The sequence below is a fragment of the Pseudomonas sp. P135 genome, from assembly GCF_020312125.1.
Taxonomy (GTDB): domain Bacteria; phylum Pseudomonadota; class Gammaproteobacteria; order Pseudomonadales; family Pseudomonadaceae; genus Aquipseudomonas; species Aquipseudomonas fragariae.
This window is the reverse complement of sequence record NZ_JAGPYR010000007.1, coordinates 12,978-33,621: the sequence shown is the minus strand read 5'-3', so window position 1 is coordinate 33,621 and position 20,644 is coordinate 12,978. Positions and strand designations below refer to the sequence as shown.

Sequence of the window (20,644 nt, the reverse complement as noted above, 5' to 3'; positions counted from 1 at the left end):
CACGTGAGCCAGTCCCTGATTGCTGCCCTGCAAAAACCGGCCCTGTTCCCCCATCCGGTGGATCAGTTCCACGTCATCGAGACCCATATTTCCTGGGTCCTGCTTACGGGTAACTACGCTTATAAAATGAAGAAGCCGGTGAATTTCGGCTTCCTCGATTTCACCACCCTGGAAGCCCGCAGCCACTTTTGCAATGAAGAGCTGCGCCTCAACCAGCGCCTGACCGATAATTTGTATCTTGAAGTGTTGCCAATCACCGGCAGCGCAGAAGCACCGCAATTGGGCGGCGACGGCCCGGTAGTCGACTACGTGCTGAAAATGCGCCAGTTCCCACAAAGCCAGCTGCTCAGCACCTTGCAAGCCAACGGCGAACTGACCAGCGCGCACATCGATGAACTGGCCAAGCAGATCGCGCACTTTCACCTGAATGCCCCGAAAGTGCGGGCCACACACACCGCCGGCACGCCACACGACGTCATGGTGCCGGTGCTGCAGAACTTCGAGCAGATCCGCCCTTTCCTCAGCGACAAGGCTGACCTGGCACAACTGGGAGCCTTGCAGGCCTGGGCCGAAAGCAGCTTCGAGCGCCTCAAGCCACTGTTTGAACAACGCAAGCTCAATGGTTTCATCCGCGAATGCCACGGTGATATTCACCTGGGCAACGCCACTATGATTGATGACCATGTGGTGATCTTTGACTGCATCGAGTTCAACGAGCCATTCCGCTTCACCGACGTGTATGCCGACACCGGTTTCCTGGCGATGGACCTGGAAGACCGTGGCCTCAAAAGCCTGGAGCGGCGCTTTATCAGCCAGTACCTGGAACTTACCGGCGACTACCAAGGCCTGGAGCTGCTGAACTTCTATAAAGCCTACCGCGCCCTGGTACGCGCCAAGGTTGCACTGTTCAGCATGCCTTCCGAGGCAGACGCGGTGCAGCGCGCAACCACCCTGCGCCAATACCGCAACTACGCCAACCTGGCAGAAAGCTACAGCACCACCCCCTCGCGTTTCCTGGCCATCACTCACGGCGTATCAGCCGTCGGCAAAAGCCACGTGGCCATGCGCCTGGTAGAAGCACTGGGGGCAATTCGCCTACGGTCGGATGTAGAGCGCAAGCGCCTGTTCGGCGAGCAGCATGTCGAGAACAAGCCGCAGGCAGGGATCTACGCCGCAGATGCCAGCGCCGCCACCTACGCGCGCTTGAACGAGATCGCCGACACCTTACTGCGCGCTGGTTTCCCGGTGGTACTGGATGCGACCTTCCTCAAGCGTGAACAACGCGACGCTGCGGCGAAAATCGCTGAGGCCACCGGCGCACCGTTCCTGATCCTCGACTGCAATGCGCCACAGGCCGTGATCGCCGCTTGGCTGGCACAACGTCAGACAGACAACAACGATCTGTCCGACGCCACCCTGACCGTCATCGAAGGGCAGCAGGCCAATCGTGACCCGCTCAGCGCCGAAGAGTTGCTGCTCAGCAAACGCGTGGAGACCAATGAAAGCGGGACGCTTGACGCGTTGGTTGCGCAAATTCGTCAGCGACTGTCCCGTTCGTAAGTAAAATTTATTGACATCAAGCCCTCATCAGATAAGGGTCAAGAAATACTGGCATTTTTCTTGACCCTTTTTGCGCCTTTTTCATGCTGACGTTGCCGACAGTGACATCGTAACTCCATCGAGCCTTCCTCGGTCATCCGCAGTGCCGACAGCATAGAACGGCACCATCTATCTTTTTGCGTAGGCTGAATCAAATACATCGAGAGTGAATTTAAGTCATTTGCTGCCTGAATATGCCAGCTATAGCCTTAATCGAACAACATTACCCCCCCCCCACCTGTTCAGCCTGCTGCAGAGTCACGTCCCACGGCCGGAAAATATTGTGCGCTGGCGCTGGCATAGCGGTGACGTAGCGATCTGGGATAACCGCGCCACCCAGCATTACGCGCTGGATGATTAAGGAACCCAAGAGCGCATCGTACGCCGGGTGACCTTCAAGGGCGAAGTACCGGTGGGCGTGCAAGGACAGCGGAGTCAGGTCACGAAAGGTCCTTAAAGCGGAATCTGGACGTTGCAAGCCAAATTGCAAGTGTCGATCGAAAAAACCAGCTATAGCAGACCAGCAACTATTGATGGTGTAAAACGTGAAGGATAATCATGCAGAAAATATTAGTTGGTCCATAGTACGATACAGGAAAGCTATGATGCTCACTTCACAGAAAAACATTATTAATACGGGTATTCCAAGTCGAACTGCTTTTCAGGTTGCCGAACTCCGGGCCGCTCATCAGCTGCTGGACGAACCAATCATATTCAACGACCCGTTGGCCTTGCCGATTCTTGGCGAGCAGGCGGCAACCGACCTGCGACAGTATCCATTCCAATCCAACGATCTCCATGCGCGAGGCATACGTGCTGCCGTGGTTATTCGTAGTCGATTAGCTGAAGATGAACTCAAAAAATGTGTACACTCCGGAGTGAAACAATATGTCGTTTTAGGTGCCGGCCTTGATACATTCGCTCTCAGGAATACTTATCTTGAAGAGGGCCTTCAGGTATTTGAAGTGGACCATCCATCTACCCAAGAATGGAAGAGAAGTCTCCTTAAAGAAGCGTCCATAAAAGTACCTGACTCATTGACGTTCGTGGCGGTTGATTTTGAAAGTAACACCTTAGCCGAAGAGCTGCAGAAAGCCGGTTTTCGCGCAGATCAACCTGCATTTTTTTCTTGGCTAGGCGTGACGATATACATATCCCAGGAAGCGATACTTGACACACTAACGTTTGTCGCGTCACTGCCAAAAGGAAGCGGCATAATTTTCGATTACGGCGTCACCCCTACGTTGCTCGATCCCATTGAAAATGCCATAGGCGATTATCTTGTGAGTTTGATCGGGCAACTGGGTGAACCATGGAAAACATGGCTTGACCCCGCTGTCATTGAAAATGAGCTTCAGAGTATAGGATTTCAGTCCGTGAGAGACTATGGCTCTGTTGAACTGAATGAGCTCTATCTGGCTAGAAGAAAGGATGGTTTGCGAATGCTCGGAACATTTCGATTGATATGTGCGAAGACTTGAGTATGGGTTTGCACGGATCTAATAGGTGCGGTTTTGTGTATACATATACAGTTGTTGCTTCAACCCTCTAACGCTACGTGACGGTCCCAAGCAAACGGCCCGCCTTGTTAGGGCCGTTTCGCTTTGTTATGGGCAGATCTTGCCGAGGGTGTCAATCCTCTCAAAAAATATCCTCTCAAAATGTCAATCCTCCATAGCGAGATTGACAGTCAACGGTGTTGCTGACGAAAACGCCAGAAGTCCACTAATTTAGAAGCTACAACGCTGTCAATGTCGCAGGTGCTAGGTGATAGAAAGCATTACTGGCCGGATGATCCGTTGGTGGCGGAGGCGAGGGCGCGGGTGAAGCTGAGGGGGACGTGAGGTCCGGGAGCAATGGCTCGTAATCCAGTAGACCGAGAGGCTAAGCCGTCAAGCTCTGCCAACCGATCACGTTGAACGGCGTCAGGCTAATTAGGGGCTCGGCTTTTCCAGCGGACTTTATAAAGCAAAAGCGCAAAAATGACGGCAAGAGGCTATCTATCCGGTTAAGCTGCCCGCCACTCAACCAATGGACAGGAATCCATAATGAAAACTAACTTCGCTTTGTTGTTGCTGGCAGTCATCTCTATCTCGGGCTGCGTTCAAACCGCTTACAGCAAAAGCATCGCAGTGACCAAGGATGCATCGGGCCGTGTTGTGCAGACCGTTGAAACAGAGACGGTCACGCAGCCAGGTCAAGGTTATGAAATGCGTCTTGAGAAAATTCAGGGCGTGCAACGTTGAGTTGATATCTAAAGGGAGAACCTCTTTATTCTGGTCACTTAGCTTGCAAGCGAGACAGTGACCCAGAGAACGCCAGGGCGCAACGCCCTGGCAGGCAGCAGATGTCACTTTTTCTTTTTAGCCGGCTTTTCAGCCTTTTCAACCTTGTCTGATTTCTTGGCCTTTTCTGGCTTGCTATCAGCTTTTTTGGCCGCTTTCTTTGGCTCGGCGTCTTTCTTCTTGTCTTTCTTTTCGGAAGACTTGGAAAGCGTCGAGGCCGCTTCAGATTTCTTGGCCGGTGATGCCTTCTTGTCTTTCAGGTCTTTGCTGGCTTTCGAGGCTTCGCCTTTACTTTTCTTGTCGTCTTTAGCCATGTGGATCACCCTTTGGTGTATGCCGGTATTGGCACGTCGCCCATGGAAGTATCCACGGGCTAATCATTAGGCGAGCGCTTCCAGAAACGGTTCCAAGTATTTGATCATAATCGGCTGTTGAAGCACGTCATTCGGAAGTCTGGTGACCAGCCAGAGTATTGAAACCTGAATGCCGCTTTCCACCTCAAGGCAAAACCGGCAGCAAAAATCGCCCGATCACCGGCAAGTGATCAGAGATCAGCAACGTATCATCCCGCCGCACCCGCGCGCTGACCCGCTTCAGGCTCGGGCTGTAGAACAGGTAATCCACCGTCCGGTCCGGCCCGTTGATGCGGCTATCGTTGGGGAAGCGCGTCAGCCATTTGCTGCGGTCGATGCCGCTGGATTCGGCGTTGTTGGGGATCATCGGGTATTTGTCCCATAGCTGGTGCAGTTCGCTGTCGGCGGCATAGCCAAGGCGCTGTTGCTCGGGGAGGCGCTGGTATTGGCCCAGCGGCAGCAGGTTGAAGTCGCCGCCGATCAGCCAGGGCGTGCCGCCGCTTTCCAGCTTGTCCAGCTGCGTTTCAGTGGCCGCGACCTGTTTTTGTGCGGTGTCGCCGGCGTGTCTGGCGGTGGTCAGGCTGGTGTTGATGACGGCCAGTTTGCCGCCGTCACGCAAGGGCAGGTAGCTGACCAGCAACGCATCCTTTGGCTGAAACTGACGGCTGATGATGTTGGCGTCGGGCACCGGCAGTTGCAGGCGTTCGGCACTGTCGATATGGAAGCGGCTGAGGGTCACCAGTTTTCTGCCGACGCTGCCCCAGATATGCGGGTTGGGCACGAACTCTGCCTTCCAGTAGAAGGCCTGCGTGCTGCACGGGTAGAGGTCCGCGACACGTTCCTTGATCAGCGCCAACTGATCTTCATAGTCAGAGTTCTTGGCGCCATCGTCGACGCCTTGCAGCAGCACGATGTCGGGCTGTTCGTCACGGATGACCCGCGCCACTTCGTCCAGATTGTAGGCAAGGTCTTCATGGGTCGGGCGTTCGTCCGGGCCGCTGCCGTCAGCCATGTCGTACCAGAACACGTAGCGCTTACCCGCCAGGTACTGGATGTTCCAGGTCATGACTTTCAGCGCTTGCCCCGGCACCAGTTTCGGTGCCTCGACTGCAGGGTTGCAGCTGGCCGTGAGTAATTCACGGGCCGGAGGGCGCCAGGTCAGTTGGAAAACCAGTAACAGCAATACGGCGACCAGCAGCAAGCCGTACAGGGTCAGACGTAGCAGTAAACGGGGCATCGGCTCGACTTGGGGCGCCTGGCGCTCAGTGAGGGATTCGGCGTTGAGCATACCGAATCGACGCGCCTGACGTCAGCCTTTGCTTCAGGCGCGGTGCGCGGGCTCGCTGATCAGCATGAACAGGCGGAACGTCACGATGGTGGTGAACAGTTGCAGGAAGCTGCCGATGCTGTCGGTGATCACGGAAACCGCTGCGCTTTGCGGTTCCGGAAACAGGTACAGGCTGGCGCCCTCGAGCAGCCACAGGGGAATGTAGACGCTCAGTACGCACACCAGAATGCGCGTGAAGTGTCCGGTGGTCATCTGCATGCTTTCGCGCATGGCCATGAACGGCGTGAGTTTGCGGAGGACCAGCAGGTATTCGCTGAACGCCAGTTTGATCATCACCCAGATGCCGGGTAAGACGAACAATGAAAGGCCGAACATGATCAGCAGGGTGCTCATGGCCGAGAGCACGGCGAACGTCGGCCACAGGCGCACGGCCATGGCCAGTACATCGCGGGTATGTACGTCCTCGCCACGGCTGCGTGCGTCGAGAAACAGGATCAGCGCGGCGGTATAGACAGGGTAGAAAAACAGCCCGATCACCAATGCGTAGGCAGGTGAAGTGTCGGCGGACATGGCGCTGCCCAGCGCTTGTTTGGCCAGCACTTCAAGGATCACGACAGGCAGGCACAGCAGCGCGATGCTGCCCAGATTGCGCCGGAAGAAATAAAGCGAATCCTGGATGACGTTCAACGGGTTCATGGAGATAGATCGCAGGCTAAAAGCAGGCGCACACTTTAGCCCATGGCCCCGGTCTAACCAAGCGCAGTGGTTTTCGGCGCACGCCTTGTTATCTTTTTCTTCATGTCATTGAAGCGCGTCGATGAGGCCCCATTTTCTGCACATGGTCCTGCCATTGCGGCAGGGAAGAATTCCAGTGGCAACTCAGTGAGGTGGTCATGAACAGCGAAGAGCAAACCCTGATTGACGGTCTTTTCTCGAAACTGAAAGACGCTGAAACGGCTTCCGCCCCGCGAGATGCTGCGGCCGAGGCGCGTATCAAGGAGCATCTGACCCGCCAGCCCGCTGCGCCGTACTACATGACGCAGGCGATTCTGGTGCAGGAAGCGGCCGTCAATCAGCTCAATCAGCAGGTAAAACAGCGCGACGAGCAGATTCAGCAGTTGCAGGCCGAGCTCCAGCAGGCCAAGGGGCAAGCCTCGTCCGCGCCAGCGAGTGGCGGGTTTTTGTCGAGTATCTTTGGCAGCAGTGCACCGCGCGCATCGCAGCCACAACCTAGCCAGCCATCCAGTGGCGGCTGGCGTGATGGTGGCGGTTTCAATCCTGCACCTGCGCCCGCAGCGCCACAGGGCGGTTATGCCGCGCCTGCCCCGGCTGCCGGCAGTGGCTTTCTTGGCGGGGCGCTGAAGACCGCGGCCGGTGTAGCGGGCGGTGTGCTGCTGGCAGAAGGTATCAGCAGCATGTTCAGCCACCACAGCCAGCCGCAGGAAATCGTCGAAGTCATTCATGACGCGCCACAGGCGCAGGACACCGGCTCGTTCAATGATCAGGGCGGTTGGGGGCAGCCGGATCAGCAGTACACGGCTGACGACAATTTCGACGATGGTGGCGACATGTTCTCGGATGATGATTCGTTCGTTTGAGGATGTGACGGTCGTTCCTCATGCTCCAGCGGGAATGTTTTTGACGCTCTGCGTCACGAATCTGCGCTGCGCCGCGTGCTCTGGAACGGACGCGGAGCGTCCAGAACGGCATTCCCACGCTGCAGCGTGGGAACGATGATCTGTGCCATGACGCGCGGGCTTCGCAGCGGCCGGTACCGATCCATCCCTCAATTCCTTCCTCAAACTGGCATACTGGGCACCGATTCACGTTCCGGATCGCTGTAACCCGTGGGCATGTTGCCCGCCATGAGGAATTGCGGTGAAGAAGATCGCGGTGTTCGCCGACGTGCAGAACCTGTATTACACCGTGCGCCAGGCGCATGGCTGTCATTTCAATTACGCCGCCTTGTGGGCGGATATCAGCAAGCGCGGCGAGATCGTTCACGCGTTTGCGTACGCCATCGATCGTGGCGACAGCAAGCAACAGCAGTTCCAGCAGATACTGCGCAATCTGGGGTTCACGGTCAGGCTCAAGCCGTATATCCAGCGCAGCGACGGTTCGGCCAAAGGGGACTGGGATGTCGGCATCACCATCGATATCATGGATTTCGCGCCGCAAGTGGACGAAATCGTGCTGGCGTCGGGTGATGGCGACTTCGACATGTTGCTCGAACGCGTGATCAGCAAACATGGGGTCGAGGCGGTCGCCTACGGCGTGCCGGGGCTGACCGCGAACTCGTTGATCCGCGCCGCCAGTCGTTACGTGCCGATCGAAGGCGCGTTTTTGCTGAAATGAATTAACAGGGTCAGGCCAGTGTTGGAACGTATTGCAGTCATCGACTTTGAAACCACCGGCATCTCCCCGGGCCATAGCTGCCGGGCGACCGAGATTGCGGTGGTGATCATGGAGCAGGGGCGTATCGTCGAGCGCTTTCAGAGCCTGATGAATGCCGGCGTGCGTATTCCTGCGTTCATCGAAGGGTTGACCGGCATCAGTAACAACATGATTCGTACCGCCCCCAGCGCCGAGCGGGTGATGGGCGATGTGGCGGATTTCGTCGGTTCGACACCGCTGGTGGCGCACAACGCCTCGTTCGACCAGAAGTTCTGGGACTACGAGCTGTCGCGTATCCAGCGCACGCGCGAACAGAGCTTCGCCTGTTCACTGCTGCTGGCCCGACGCCTGATGCCCGGCGCACCGAACCACAAGCTCGGCACGTTGACCCGCTATGCGCGTCTGCCCGACACCGGCAAGGCTCACCGGGCGATGGCCGATGCGGAAATGGCGGCCAACCTGACCGCGCACCTGACCAACGAATTGCGCCAGACCCACGGCATCTCTGCCATCTCCCACCAGATGCTGTGTTCCCTGCAGAAAGTCCCGGCCGCGAAGATCAGTGAAACCCTGAAGCGCCAGCGCGGCGTCTGACCTGTCAGTGCTCCTGCTTGCCGTTGCTGATCAAGTAATCGCTCGGCAGGCTGCGCTCCACGGCTGTCGACAGCACGATTGATGTCTTGCTGAAGCCAAACTTGGCGATCCGGTTGATCAGGTCTTCCAGATGCGGCATCGAATCGACCGCTGCGCGCATGATTACGCACGGGTCGCCCGTCACCCGGTAACACTGGATCAGCTCGGGGACTTTCCACAGTTCCTTGTAGGCCTGCTGATTGCCATGGCTGCCCATGCGCAGTTCGATGATGCATTGAATCGGCAGGCCGACTTTCGACAGATCGACCTTGGCCTCGTAACCGGTAATCACGCCACTGGCTTCCAGCTTGGCGACCCGCTCGGCCACCGCGGGCGCGGACAGGTTGACCAGTTTCGCCAGTTGCGCAAAAGACGCCCGGCCATTTTTCAGCAGCTCATCGAGCAGAATCCGATCGTATTTATCCAGGGTCATGGCGTGCCTCGTACCCAGCGATGGGCGTTTTTAAAATAAAAGGAAAGCAGGCCTGACAAGCATTGAATCGTAAGTTTCAGCGCGTTTTAAACAGGTTTGTCTGCTTAATATCCGACTTCGGCCTTCATACAATAGGTCAACCATAACAATGATCCCAGAGCCTAGCCATGCCTCAATCCGTTCGTGTTTCACCCTTGCTCATCGGTGCCTTTCTGGCCTTGTACCTGATCTGGGGCTCTACCTATCTGGTGATCCGCATCGGCGTGGAATCGTGGCCACCGTTGATGATGGCGGGTGTGCGCTTTCTGATTGCCGGCTGCCTGATGTATGGCTTTCTGCGGTTTCGCGGCGTGCCTGCGCCGACCTGGCGCGAGTGGAAAGCTGCGTTCGTGATCGGCTTCCTGCTGCTGGCCTGCGGTAATGGCGGTGTGACCCTGGCCGAACACGCAGGCGTCGCATCAGGCGTTGCCGCGTTGGCGGTGGCGACCATGCCGCTGTTTACCCTGCTGTTCGGCCTGTTCTGGGGCAATCGCACCACGAATCTTGAATGGGCAGGCATCGTGCTGGGCCTGATCGGCATCGGCCTGCTGAACCTCGGCTCCAATTTGCAAGCCAGCCCTTATGGCGCTGCCGTGGTGATTTTTGCCGCCGCAGCCTGGGCGTTGGGTTCGGTGCTGAGCAAGCATTTGCCGTTGCCGAAAGGCCCGATGGCCAGTGCGGCGGAAATGATCACGGCGGGGGCGACGCTGCTGATCGGCAGTGCCTTGAGTGGCGAGCGTCTGGCGCATATGCCGACGGCGGCGGGCTGGGGCGCGCTGCTGTATCTGGTGGTATTCGGCTCTATCGTCGCGTTCAGCGCCTATATGTACCTGCTCAAGAACGTGCGCCCGGCAGCGGCGACCAGCTACGCCTACGTCAATCCGGCCGTGGCAGTGATGCTCGGCGTGGTGTTCGCTGGCGAAACGATCGGTGTCGAAGAGTGCATGGCCATGGTGGTGATCATCAGTGCCGTGGTGCTGATTGGCCTGCCGCAATGGCGCCGGTCGCCGCCGTCAGAGGTCGCATCGACACGCACAAGCTAACCGAGGCGCGCCGGACAGGTTAAACTGCGCGCCTTGCGTTGAATCTTCCTACGGTATTTCCATGACATTCGCCTCTCTCGGCCTGATCGAACCCTTGCTGCGTGCCCTCGAAGCGCTCGGTTACCAGACTCCGACGCCTGTACAGACCCAGGCAATTCCTCCGGTACTGGCGGGCCGCGATCTGATGGCAGCTGCGCAGACCGGCACCGGCAAGACCGCAGGTTTTGCCTTGCCGCTGCTGCAACGGCTGACCATGGAAGGCCCGAAAGTCGCGCCCAACTCGATTCGCGCGCTGGTACTGGCGCCGACCCGCGAGCTGGCCGATCAGGTTCACGAAAGCATTCGTCAGTACGCCGAGCATCTGCCGCTGACCACCTACGCGGCTTACGGCGGCGTGAGCATCAACCCGCAAATGATGAAGCTGCGCAGGGGCGTCGACGTGCTGGTCGCGACCCCCGGTCGCTTGCTCGATCTGCATCGCCAGAACGCGGTCAAGTTCTCCCAGTTGCAGACGCTGATCCTCGATGAAGCTGATCGTATGCTCGACCTGGGTTTTGCCGAGGAACTGCGCGGTATCTACGCGGTGTTGCCCAAGCAGCGCCAGACCCTGCTGTTCTCCGCGACGTTCTCTGACGAGATTCGTCTGCTGGCCGCGCAGATGCTCAATGACCCGCTGACCATCGAAGTCAGCCCGCGCAACGTCGCGGCGTCTTCGGTCAAGCAATGGGTCGTGACCGTGGACAAGAAACGCAAGGCGGATCTGTTCATCCATCTGATGAAGAAGCATCGCTGGGGTCAGGTGCTGGTATTCGCCAAGACCCGGGTTGGCGTCGATCAACTGGTGGATCGCTTGCAGGCGCTGGGCATGAACGCCGACGGCATTCATGGCGACAAACCGCAGGCCACTCGCCAGCGTGCGCTGGACCGCTTCAAGAGCAACGAAGTGAAGATTCTGGTCGCCACCGACGTGGCTGCGCGCGGTCTGGACATTGATGACCTGCCGACCGTGGTCAACCTGGACCTGCCGATCGTGGCCGAGGATTACATCCACCGTATTGGCCGCACCGGCCGTGCGGGGCTGACGGGGGAGGCAATTTCGCTGGTGTGTGCCGATGAAGTCGAACTGCTGTCAGCCATCGAAGTGCTGACCCGCCAGACCCTGGAGCGCAAGGAAGAGCAGGACTTCGAGCCGGAGCATCGCGTACCGAGCACGGATGCCAGCGGCCAGATCCTGAAAAAGCCCAAGAAACCGAAAAAACCCAAGGTGTCGGGCAGCAAGCGCAACCTGGGCAAATGGGTCGACAGCGGCGACTCCGAGCCTGCGCCGGTGGTCAAACCGGTGCGTAAAGTACCGGTCTTCAACACCGGCCCACGCAAGAAGAAGCCTTGAGGCGCAGTGCGCATTCAAAGCGGACGGAGCGCTCATTGCTATACGCAAGTTCGTTTTTGATTCTGGCCGGAGGCCGTAGGAGCGAACTTGTTCGCGAAGGGGCCTGCATAATCGCCGAAAATGCATCGATTGAAACACCCTCTTCGCGAACAAGCGAAGCGTCGCCCGGTTCGCTCCTACGCCCTGCGGGCCGAATCAAAAGCGGACTTTTACATAACGATAAGCGCGGAGCGTGGCGACGATCATGATCAGCGCGATTGCAGCCATTCGACCATCCCCAACCCCGCAGCGCGGCCGCTGGCGAAGCAGGCGGTCAGCAGGTAGCCGCCGGTCGGCGCTTCCCAGTCGAGCATTTCACCGGCGCAGAATACGCCGGGCAATTGCCTGAGCATCAGACGCTCGTCCATGGCCTCGAAGGTGACGCCCCCTGCGGTGCTGATGGCCTCATCGATGGGGCGCGGTTTGATCAGGGGCAGTGGCAGCGCCTTGATGGCCTCGCTCAACACCAGTGGATCGGCAAACGCTTCACGAGGCGCAAGCTCGCGTAACAGTGCTGCCTTGACGCCGTCCAGGCCCAATTGGCTGTGCAGGTGCTTGGACATCGAGCGCGAGCCACGGGGTTTGCTCAGGGCTTTTTGAATGTCTGCCAGCGTCTTGCCGGGCAGCAGGTCAATATCCACAATCGCTGAGCCGTGGAGGTTGATCTGTTCACGAATCTGCGCCGACAGTGCATACACCAGGCTGCCTTCCACGCCCGTCGCGGTCAGCACACATTCGCCCAAGCGCAGGGCATGGCCATGCAGGCCCATCGCGATATTCTTCAACGGAGCACCGGCAAACTTGTCGCGCAGCAGGTCGCTCCAGGCGCTCACCTCGAAACCACAGTTGGCGGCCTGCAAAGGTGCAACCTCGACCTGCCTTGCCTGCAGCCACGGCAGCCAGGCCCCGTCCGAACCCAGCCGCGCCCAACTGGCGCCGCCCAGCGCCAGCAATGTGGCTGCAGGTTCGATCGCCCGTTCACCGTCAGCGTTCGCGATGCGCAGGCTGCCATCGGCGTTCCAGCCCGACCAGCGATGCCGCGTGTGAATCGTGACGCCCGCATCACGCAGCCGCTTGAGCCAGGCACGGAGCAGGGGCGCGGCTTTCATGTCTGTGGGAAACACACGCCCCGAGCTGCCGACGAAAGTCTCGATGCCCAGCGCATGAATCCACTGGCACAGGGTATCAGCGTCAAAACCGCGCAACAGCGGAGCGATCATCGGCGAACGTTCGGCATAGCGCGCCAGAAAGGCCGGGTAAGGCTCGGAATGAGTGATGTTCATACCGCCCACCCCGGCGAGCAGAAACTTGCGCCCAACCGATGGCATGGCGTCGTACAGATCGACCTTCAGTCCGGCCTGGCTCAACACTTCTGCTGCCATCAACCCCGCAGGGCCGCCTCCGATGATGGCGACGGTTCGGGCAGCGGAGAGGGCAAGGTCGGTCATGGTCAGCGAAGTATCGATAGCAGAGGGGTGGGGCATTCTACCCGAGCGTTCTTTCAAGGTGTGGCGCACGTCATTGGCGGAGACTGAAGCGAAGTACCGCGCAGGCTCACAGGCCCATGTCGTTCCAGACCCGTTGCGCACTGTGATGGAGGATTCCGTGGCGCCTTGCCAGTGCCAAGCGGTCCTTGCTGTAGCCACCGCCGATCACGCCCATGACCGGAATGTCGCGGCTCAGGCAATGACGCAGCACCGCTTCGTCGCGATTGGCCAGCCCCTGGTCGGTGAGTTGCAGATAGCCCAGCGCATCGTCCTTGTGGACATCGACGCCTGCGTCATACAGCACCAGGTCCGGCTTATAGAGCGGCAGCAGGTAGTTGAGCAGGTCATCGACGACGTTCAGGTAGTCGGCGTCGCCCATGCCCATCGGCAGCGGGATGTCCCAGTCGCTCTGCGCCTTGCGTGCCGGGAAGTTCTTTTCGCAGTGCAGCGAGACGGTAATGGCGTCCTCGGTATCGGCCAGAATGCGCGCCGTGCCGTCACCCTGATGCACATCGCAGTCAAAGATCAGCACCTTGTCCACGCGGCCGCTTTGCAGCAGGTACTGACTGATCACCGCCAGGTCATTGAAAATGCAGAAACCCGCCGGGTAGTCATAGTGCGCATGGTGGGTGCCGCCCGCCAGGTGGCAGGCCAGGCCATGCTTGAGGGCCTGTTCGGCGGTCAGCAGTGAGCCGCCTACCGCACGGATGGTTCGGCGTGCCAGAGCCTCGCTCCACGGCAGTCCGAGACGCCGCTGGTCTTCGCGCGACAGATCACCGCTAAGGTAGCGGCTGATGTAGGACGGATCATGAGCCAGCGCCAGAATGTCCGCCGGGCACAACTCGGGACGCATTAATTGAACGTCACTGGTCATGCCGCTGTCGATCAAGTAATCGCGCAACAAACGAAACTTGTCCATCGGGAAGCGATGATCCGCCGGGAAGTCCGGGCTGTAGTCTTCATGGTAGATAAGCGGTAGGGACATTTTGCGTCCGTTAGAGGGCCGAAGCCCGATAGTGCCAGTAAAGCATCCGTACGCCCAGTTGTGTGGCGCAGCAGATGGCTGCACTGACGCCCATTCATGTCTCGTGACACGGGGGAATCGATGGAACCGATACTCAAGCTTGATAGCGCCCGACTGCTGATGCGGCAGTGGCGTGACGATGACTTGCCGGCGTTCGCCGACATGTGCGCGGACCCTCGTGTCATGCGCTATTTTCCAGACCCCCTGAGCCGTCTCGAAAGTGCTGCCATGATCGGGCGGCTGCGTGGTCATTTTGCCGAACTGGGCTTCGGGTTCTGGGCGCTGGAGCGCAAGGACACCGGCGAGTTCATAGGTTTCACCGGGCTGCATGTCGTGGGTTTCAAGGCACCGTTCACCCCGGCCGTGGAAATCGGCTGGCGGCTGGCGCACAAACACTGGGGCCTGGGCTTTGCCAGCGAGGCGGCCTGGACCGCGCTGGGCTGTGGTTTCGAGCGCCTGGAGCTGAAGGAGATCGTGTCGTTCACGGCGGTCAACAATCAGCCGTCGCAAAAGGTGATGCAGGCAATCGGCATGCAGCAGGATGAGTCCGGCAACTTCGATCACCCCAATCTTGCGGACGGCCACCCGCTCAAACCGCACGTGCTGTACCGGATCAGCCATGAGCAGTGGCTCAAGACGCTGAAGCCTTGATCCGGGTGCAGATTGAATTAAGCCAACCATCTTAAATCTGTATCATTCCATTCCAGCGGGGACGGGCCCGAGGCCTGTGGGAAAATGCAGCGACTGCTGTTGCCGTACAAGTGCAAAGTCGATGTACGAGAGGAATGAGAATGAGCCAAGTGCTGGATGATCTGGTTGAGTTGCTGACGCTGGAAGCCATTGAAGAAAACCTGTTCCGCGGTCATAGCCAGGATCTGGGCTTTCGCCAGTTGTTTGGTGGTCAGGTGCTGGGTCAGTCGCTGTCTGCCGCCAGTCAGACAGTTGAAGAGGACCGTCATGTTCACTCGCTGCACGGCTACTTTCTGCGTCCCGGCGATGCCGGTTTGCCGGTGGTCTATCAGGTGGACCGTGTGCGTGACGGTGGCAGCTTCAGCACGCGCCGTGTCACTGCCATTCAGAAGGGCAAGCCGATCTTCACCTGCAGCGCTTCGTTTCAGTACGACGAAGAGGGCTTCGAGCACCAGGCGACGATGCCGAAGATTGTCGGCCCGGAAGACCTGCCGTCCGAGCTGGAGTTGCTGACCCGCCGCGCGCACCTGATTCCTGAAGCGATGCACGACAAGTTTCTGCGCCCCAAGCCGATTCAGTTCCGCCCGGTGACCGCTGAAGATCCGTACGATCCCAAGCCCGGCGATCCCGTCAAATACGTGTGGTTCCGCGCCGATGGCAGCCTCCCGGACGTGCAGGCGCTGCATCGTTACATGCTCGCCTATGCCTCCGACTTCAACTTGCTGACCACATCCCTGCTGCCGCACGGCAAGACCGTCTGGCAGCGCGACATGCAGGTCGCCAGCCTTGACCATTCGCTGTGGTTCCATAACGACCTGCGTGCCGATGACTGGCTGCTCTACGCGATGGACAGCCCCTGGGCAGGCAACTCGCGCGGCTTCTCGCGCGGCAGTATCTTCAACCGCACCGGGCAACTGGTCGCATCGGTCAGTCAGGAAGGGCTGATCCGCCATCGTAAGGATTGGGCATGACACTCGAAGGTATACGGCACTGGGTGTTCGACATGGACGGTACCTTGACCGTCCCTATCCACGACTTCCCGGCCATCAAACGTGAATTGGGCATCCCCCAGGACGATGACATTCTCGGGCATCTTGCTGCGTTGCCCGCTGAGGAATCGGCGGCCAAGCACGCCTGGCTGCTGGAGCATGAGCGCGAGCTGGCACTGGCTTCGCAGCCTGCCGAAGGCGCGGTCGAGCTGGTTCGCGAATTGTCGGCGCGCGGTTATCGACTGGGCATACTCACCCGTAACGCTCAGGAGCTGGCGTATATCACCTTGAAGGCCATCGGCCTGGCTGACTGCTTTGCCGTCGAGGATGTACTGGGCCGCGACGAGGCGACTCCCAAACCGGATCCGGCGGGTTTACTGCAGCTGGCCACGCGCTGGAGTGTCGAGCCGGAGAAGATGGTCATGATCGGCGACTACATGCATGACCTGAACTGCGGCCGTGCGGCAGGCGCCAAGACCATTCTGGTCAACCTGAAAGACAATCCCTGGCCGGAGCTGACTGACTGGCATGCAGAGAATTGCATAGCGCTGCGCGGGATGCTGGGGTGATCTGAGTTGCCTATCGTGGCAATGCGGAGCGCTCACCGTTATCCACAAGTCTTTGTGGGAGCTTGCTCGCGAAGGCTTAGTAACGGATATATAGATTTTCAGCGACTGCCCCGGCCTCTTCGTGAGCAAGCTCGCTCCCACAGGTCCGGCGTGTTTTCAAGCCCTGTGGATCACTCCCGCAGGTCGGTGGTGTTTTCGAGCCACATAGGTGTTCTGCAGCATCGCTGATCTTGTGCGAGCTTGCTCGCGAAGGCGTAGTCACGGATATATAGATTTTCAGCGACTGCCCCGGCCCCTTCGTAAGCAAGCTCACTCCCACAGGTCCGGCGTGTTTTCAAGCCCTGTGGATCACTCCCGCAGGTCGGTGGTGTTTTCGAGCCACGTAGATGTTCTGCAGCAGCGCTGACCTTGTGGGAGCGAGCTTGCTCGCGAAGGCTTAGTCACGGATATATAGATTTTCAGCGACTGCACCGGCCTCTTCGTGAGCAAGCTCACTCCCACAGGTCCGGCGTGTTTTCAAGCCCTGTGGATCACTCCCGCAGGTAGGGGGTGTTTTCGAGCCACGTAGATGTTCTGCAGCAGCGCTGATCTTGTGGGAGCGAGCTTGCTCGCGAAGACGGTATTTCAGTCGATGCATTTTCGACGATTATGTTGACCCTTTCGCGAACAAGTTCGCTCCCACGGCCTCCGGCCAGAATCAAAAGCGGACTTGTATGTAGCGTTGCACGCGGAGCGTGGGGACGATAGTTATATCAATACCACTCAAAACGGCTTGAACAGCACCGCCTGGCCTTCCGGTGAGGTGAAGATCCCGTCGCCGTTGTGGCCGACTTTCGGCACGATCACCAGGCGCTGGTTCAGCCCCTCGGGGTGACGCTTCTGCAGATAGTTGAAGTAGTTCTGCCCGCGAATCAGGCGGTAGGCGCCTTGCGCTTCGGCGGCACAGGTCTTGTCTAGCGCCGGGTGATTACGGTCGGTGTCCAGCTCGCCCATCAGGTAAGTGATGTCGCGCTTCACGTAATTCTTCTCGATGTCAGCCGGCTTTTCCTTGCCCGAGTAGAACGGCATCTTGTTGAGGCCGTATTTCCAGTCGTTGAAGTTCGGGCAGCTTTGCGCGGTTACCGGCTCAGGCCGTTCCGCGTCGAAATAGGCGTAGGACGACGGATTGGCGATCACGTAGCGCAGCTTCACCCCTTCACGCTGCAGCAGGGCGTCTTCCTTGCCGCCGATCATCGCGTAGCGCTGCACCACCTGGGCACCACCGGAGTGCCCGGCAATGACGATTTCCTTCAGGTTGGGGAACAGCTTGCTGTCGCTCAGGCGCTTGAGGATGTGGTCCAGCACCAGAAACGAGCTGACCGGCTTGGGATCGGTGGAGGTTGCGCCTTCCATCCAGCTGTTCTGGCGCCAGCGCAGGATCGAGTCCGGCAAGTGGTGCGCGACGATATCCTTTTCATCCAGGAATTGCGGGGCGATCAGCAGGGTCTTGCCGCGCTCTCTGGACTGGTTGGCCGCACGTTCGATGCTGCGCAGGTAGGTTTGCGCATTGCGCAGGCGACCGTGCAGGACGATCACCACGCGCTCGATCTTCGGCTTGGGGTGTACCCACTCCTGGCTCAGCCCGAGGGTCGCCTCGGCGCCATTGATGGCGAGGCGATCCGGGCTGATGGAATTGACCGCTTGATCCTCGGCATGCGCCCCGAGGCTCACGAAGGCAGTGCTCAACAACAGGACCAGAAGCGGTTTAATCATGTGCTCAGAGACTCTTGGCGGCGAATGTATCGCATTGATTGATTTGACCTTGGGCAAAGCCTGCCTTGAACCAGCGTACACGCTGTGCAGACGTGCCGTGAGTGAAGGAGTCCGGAGCGACTCGACCACTGCTTTGCTGTTGCAAGCGATCATCGCCGATAGCGTTGGCCGCGTTCAATGCTTCTTCAATATCACCCGGCTCGAGCCAGTTCAAACGATTTTGTGCGTTGTACGCCCAAACACCGGCAAAGCAGTCCGCTTGCAGCTCCTGGCGGACCAGTAAACCGTTGGCTCCTTCCATTTTTTGCCCGGCCTGGCGAGCCTTGTCGACCTTGGCGGAAATGCCCAGCAGGGTCTGCACATGGTGCCCGACTTCATGGGCGATCACGTAAGCCTGGGCGAAGTCGCCAGCGGCGGAAAAGCGCTGGGCCATTTCACGGAAGAACTCCATGTCCAGATAGACCTGCTGGTCAGCCGGGCAATAGAACGGACCGGTTGCCGACGTAGCGCGACCGCAGGCCGAGTTCACCTGGCCGCTGAACAACACCAGCGTGGGGTCCTTGTATTCGCGACCGTTCTGGGCGAACACGGCACGCCAGGTGTCCTCGGTATCGCCAAGGATGCTGCGCACGAATTCGGCCTGCTGGTCGTTGGCCGGCGGCGCTTCACGCGTTTGCGCGCTGGGTGGAGCGCTTTGCTCGGTCACTTGTCCGGTCAGTTGTCCGAGAATCTGCATCGGGTCCTGGCCGGTCAGCAGGCCGATGGCGACGATGATCACGATGCCGCCCAGACCCAGCCCCTTGCCGCCGATGCGCATGCCACCGCCGCCACCACTGCTGCCGCCATCGCGCGCATCGACTACATTGTCGCTGCGTCGGCCTTTTTTCCAGAGCATGTCGGATCCCTCTTCTTTTCGTGCAATTAGTTTCGCTGCTGATACGCGAATGCGCCAGTCCGGCGTGTTCCGGCCAGCGTCGTGTGCAGAATGCGAGGGTATAGAGGTGCGGCGAGGCTGATTGGTTCGCGCAAGCTGTGCCGTGGCTGTGTTTTGCTGAAACCTGCCGCCGTCAGGCCTGTTTGACGGGCTGCGCGTTGAGCACGTCCGGCGGCGAGGCGTCGGCAAAACGGTCGACCTGGCGCAATGACTTGAAGCCCGTCATCCAGGCGCCGACCACGCCCAGCGTGCAGACGCCACCCAGGATTGCGGCAGGGATTGCGCCGACCAGCGAGGCACTGGTGCCTGCACGGAACTCGCCCAGTTCGTTGGAGGAGCCAATAAACAGCATGTTCACGGCATTGACCCGGCCGCGCATGTTGTCCGGCGTCGAGAACTGCACCAGCGCTGAACGAATGAACACGCTGACCATGTCCGCCGCGCCCGCGATCAGCAGGGCCAGGCATGACAGCCAGAACAGGGTCGACAGGGCAAACACCAGATTCGCGACGCCGAACAGGCCGACGGCGAGAAACATGGTCATGCCGACGTTGCGCTGCAGCGGGCGCATGCTCAGGTAAATGCCGACGCCCAGTTCACCCAGGCTCATCGACGCACGCAGCATGCCCAGCCCCTGCGGCCCGAGGTGCAACACTTCATGGGCGTAGATCGGCAGCAGCGCCACCACGCCGCCGAGCAGCACGGCGAACAGGTCCAGCGAAATGGTGCCGAGGATGATCGGCCGCGAGCGAATGAAGGCAATGCCCGCGGTGAACCGGCCCCAGGCGCTGGAACCCAGTTCCACCGGCTTGCCGGCAAAGGGCGTTGCCACGGGGGCCAGAAACAGGATGCCGGCGATAAATGCTGCGACGCAGACCGAATAGGTCAGCTCTGCGCCGCCCAGCCAGTACAGATAGCCACCGATCAGCGGCCCACCGACGGTCGAACAGCGCATGATCACGCTGTTGGTGGCGATGGCCGAGGCCAGTTGGTCGCGCGGGACAATCTGTGGCAGCAGGCTTTGCAGCGCCGGACCGGTAAAAGCGCGGGCGCAGCCATACAGCATCAGCGCGCCGTAGATCAGCCGCAGGTCTTGCAGCTTCAGTGCCGAGAACACCAGCAGAATGACCCCACAGATCGCCTGCACACCCCAACTGAGCATCAGGATGACCTTGCGGTTGTAGCGGTCGATCAGATCCCCGGCAGGCATCAACAGCAGCAACATGGGAATGAACTGAGCAAGGCCCACATAGGCCAGCGCCATCGGCTCGCGGGTCATGTCATAAACCTGCCAGGCAACGACCACCGCCTGAATCTGCATGGCGAACACCGCCATCAGGCGCGAGAGGATAAAACTGACGAAACCGGGCTGGCTGGACAACTTGACCGGTACAGAAGGCGCGGAAGACTCGGAGCTCAAGAAAAAGGATCCCATCGAAGCAGCTGATTCAGGTTTTTGGTTTATACCCCAGCGTATCGATAGGAAGCTAATAAATATTCTGACAGTTTCGCAGTTGACGAGCATGAAAGAACTCTCGTTCCTCACGCTCCAGTATGGGAATGCATTTCACGACGCTCCGCGTCGCAAGAGGACGCGGAGCGTCCGGAACGGCATGCGACGCAGAGCGCCGCACGACAGTCGGGATTATCGTTCCTCACGCTCCAGCGTGGGAATGCCGTGGGTGACGCTCTGCGTCACAGAT

20 protein-coding genes and 1 pseudogene are annotated in these 20,644 nt (G+C 59.2%); 12 read left to right on the top strand and 9 right to left on the bottom strand.

Annotated elements, in window-relative coordinates:
• Window positions 1-3: 3 nt before the first annotated feature.
• The 4 genes and pseudogenes from KBY08_RS12770 (at window position 4) to KBY08_RS12755 (ending at window position 3,845) form a co-directional block, all read left to right on the top strand.
• Window positions 4-1,560: an AAA family ATPase gene (locus tag KBY08_RS12770; protein WP_024641320.1), complete on the top strand. Its 1,557-nt coding sequence runs from the start codon at window positions 4-6 to the stop codon at window positions 1,558-1,560.
• 271 nt (window positions 1,561-1,831) lie between these two features.
• Window positions 1,832-2,056: pseudogene (locus KBY08_RS12765) on the top strand (TauD/TfdA dioxygenase family protein); the annotation flags it as partial.
• 148 nt (window positions 2,057-2,204) lie between these two features.
• The gene (locus KBY08_RS12760) at window positions 2,205-3,080 is read left to right on the top strand and encodes a class I SAM-dependent methyltransferase (protein ID WP_024641319.1); all 876 of its coding nucleotides are present in this window, start codon (window positions 2,205-2,207) and stop codon (window positions 3,078-3,080) included.
• A gap of 567 nt (window positions 3,081-3,647) precedes the next feature.
• On the top strand, window positions 3,648-3,845 hold the full coding sequence (locus KBY08_RS12755; RefSeq protein ID WP_003313844.1) for a hypothetical protein: 198 nt from the start codon (window positions 3,648-3,650) through the stop codon (window positions 3,843-3,845).
• A gap of 104 nt (window positions 3,846-3,949) precedes the next feature.
• On the opposite strand, the gene KBY08_RS12750 is transcribed toward KBY08_RS12755, so the two are convergent.
• The 3 genes from KBY08_RS12750 to KBY08_RS12740 form a co-directional block, all read right to left on the bottom strand.
• Entirely contained in the window at window positions 3,950-4,207 is a 258-nt protein-coding gene (locus tag KBY08_RS12750; RefSeq protein ID WP_024639707.1) for a hypothetical protein, read from the bottom strand.
• A gap of 175 nt (window positions 4,208-4,382) precedes the next feature.
• Window positions 4,383-5,525, bottom strand: a complete 1,143-nt coding sequence (locus KBY08_RS12745) for an endonuclease/exonuclease/phosphatase family protein (RefSeq protein ID WP_024641318.1) — start codon at window positions 5,523-5,525, stop codon at window positions 4,383-4,385.
• 33 nt (window positions 5,526-5,558) lie between these two features.
• Window positions 5,559-6,221, bottom strand: a complete 663-nt coding sequence (locus KBY08_RS12740) for a YciC family protein (RefSeq protein ID WP_024641317.1) — start codon at window positions 6,219-6,221, stop codon at window positions 5,559-5,561.
• Between the two features lie 197 nt (window positions 6,222-6,418).
• On the opposite strand from KBY08_RS12740, the gene KBY08_RS12735 reads away from it, so the two are divergent.
• The 3 genes from KBY08_RS12735 (at window position 6,419) to KBY08_RS12725 (ending at window position 8,513) form a co-directional block, all read left to right on the top strand.
• The gene (locus KBY08_RS12735) at window positions 6,419-7,123 is read left to right on the top strand and encodes a DUF2076 domain-containing protein (RefSeq protein WP_011268948.1); all 705 of its coding nucleotides are present in this window, start codon (window positions 6,419-6,421) and stop codon (window positions 7,121-7,123) included.
• A 280-nt stretch (window positions 7,124-7,403) separates the two neighbouring features.
• Window positions 7,404-7,880 carry an NYN domain-containing protein gene (locus tag KBY08_RS12730; protein WP_010426725.1) on the top strand — a complete coding sequence of 159 codons (477 nt, stop codon included), beginning with the start codon at window positions 7,404-7,406 and terminating at the stop codon, window positions 7,878-7,880.
• A 21-nt stretch (window positions 7,881-7,901) separates the two neighbouring features.
• A complete protein-coding gene (locus tag KBY08_RS12725) occupies window positions 7,902-8,513 on the top strand; it encodes a PolC-type DNA polymerase III (RefSeq protein ID WP_003399918.1) in 612 nt (203 codons plus the stop codon).
• Between the two features lie 4 nt (window positions 8,514-8,517).
• On the opposite strand, the gene KBY08_RS12720 is transcribed toward KBY08_RS12725, so the two are convergent.
• Complete coding sequence (locus KBY08_RS12720; RefSeq protein WP_024640221.1) at window positions 8,518-8,985, bottom strand: Lrp/AsnC family transcriptional regulator; 468 nt, start codon at window positions 8,983-8,985, stop codon at window positions 8,518-8,520.
• A 167-nt stretch (window positions 8,986-9,152) separates the two neighbouring features.
• On the opposite strand from KBY08_RS12720, the gene yedA reads away from it, so the two are divergent.
• Together yedA and KBY08_RS12710 are read left to right on the top strand one after the other, a co-directional pair.
• A complete protein-coding gene (gene yedA / locus KBY08_RS12715) occupies window positions 9,153-10,067 on the top strand; it encodes a drug/metabolite exporter YedA (RefSeq protein WP_024640222.1) in 915 nt (304 codons plus the stop codon).
• Window positions 10,068-10,128: 61 nt separating this feature from the next.
• Window positions 10,129-11,457, top strand: a complete 1,329-nt coding sequence (locus KBY08_RS12710) for a DEAD/DEAH box helicase (protein WP_003399924.1) — start codon at window positions 10,129-10,131, stop codon at window positions 11,455-11,457.
• Window positions 11,458-11,705: 248 nt separating this feature from the next.
• On the opposite strand, the gene KBY08_RS12705 is transcribed toward KBY08_RS12710, so the two are convergent.
• Both KBY08_RS12705 and KBY08_RS12700 read right to left on the bottom strand, forming a co-directional pair.
• Window positions 11,706-12,944 carry a TIGR03862 family flavoprotein gene (locus KBY08_RS12705; protein WP_177410931.1) on the bottom strand — a complete coding sequence of 413 codons (1,239 nt, stop codon included), beginning with the start codon at window positions 12,942-12,944 and terminating at the stop codon, window positions 11,706-11,708.
• Window positions 12,945-13,050: 106 nt separating this feature from the next.
• Window positions 13,051-13,968 carry a histone deacetylase gene (locus KBY08_RS12700; RefSeq protein ID WP_225651153.1) on the bottom strand — a complete coding sequence of 306 codons (918 nt, stop codon included), beginning with the start codon at window positions 13,966-13,968 and terminating at the stop codon, window positions 13,051-13,053.
• 120 nt (window positions 13,969-14,088) lie between these two features.
• Between KBY08_RS12700 and KBY08_RS12695 the strand changes: the two genes are divergently transcribed.
• The 3 genes from KBY08_RS12695 to KBY08_RS12685 all read left to right on the top strand — a co-directional run bounded on the left by KBY08_RS12695 (window position 14,089) and on the right by KBY08_RS12685 (window position 16,255).
• Window positions 14,089-14,658, top strand: a complete 570-nt coding sequence (locus KBY08_RS12695) for a GNAT family N-acetyltransferase (protein ID WP_003399930.1) — start codon at window positions 14,089-14,091, stop codon at window positions 14,656-14,658.
• A gap of 140 nt (window positions 14,659-14,798) precedes the next feature.
• Window positions 14,799-15,668, top strand: a complete 870-nt coding sequence (tesB, locus tag KBY08_RS12690) for an acyl-CoA thioesterase II (protein ID WP_024642208.1) — start codon at window positions 14,799-14,801, stop codon at window positions 15,666-15,668.
• Window positions 15,665-16,255, top strand: coding sequence for an HAD family hydrolase (locus KBY08_RS12685; RefSeq protein ID WP_024642209.1), 591 nt, complete (start codon window positions 15,665-15,667; stop codon window positions 16,253-16,255). The genes tesB and KBY08_RS12685 overlap by 4 nt, the downstream gene beginning before the upstream one ends.
• Window positions 16,256-17,017: 762 nt before the next feature.
• Here KBY08_RS12685 and KBY08_RS12680 read toward each other — a convergent pair.
• The 3 genes from KBY08_RS12680 to KBY08_RS12670 form a co-directional block, all read right to left on the bottom strand.
• Window positions 17,018-18,007, bottom strand: coding sequence for a hypothetical protein (locus KBY08_RS12680; RefSeq protein ID WP_003399936.1), 990 nt, complete (start codon window positions 18,005-18,007; stop codon window positions 17,018-17,020).
• Window positions 18,008-18,011: 4 nt separating this feature from the next.
• Window positions 18,012-18,902 carry a neutral zinc metallopeptidase gene (locus tag KBY08_RS12675; RefSeq protein ID WP_003399938.1) on the bottom strand — a complete coding sequence of 297 codons (891 nt, stop codon included), beginning with the start codon at window positions 18,900-18,902 and terminating at the stop codon, window positions 18,012-18,014.
• A gap of 172 nt (window positions 18,903-19,074) precedes the next feature.
• Window positions 19,075-20,361 carry an MFS transporter gene (locus KBY08_RS12670; RefSeq protein ID WP_024640227.1) on the bottom strand — a complete coding sequence of 429 codons (1,287 nt, stop codon included), beginning with the start codon at window positions 20,359-20,361 and terminating at the stop codon, window positions 19,075-19,077.
• Window positions 20,362-20,644: the final 283 nt, after the last annotated feature.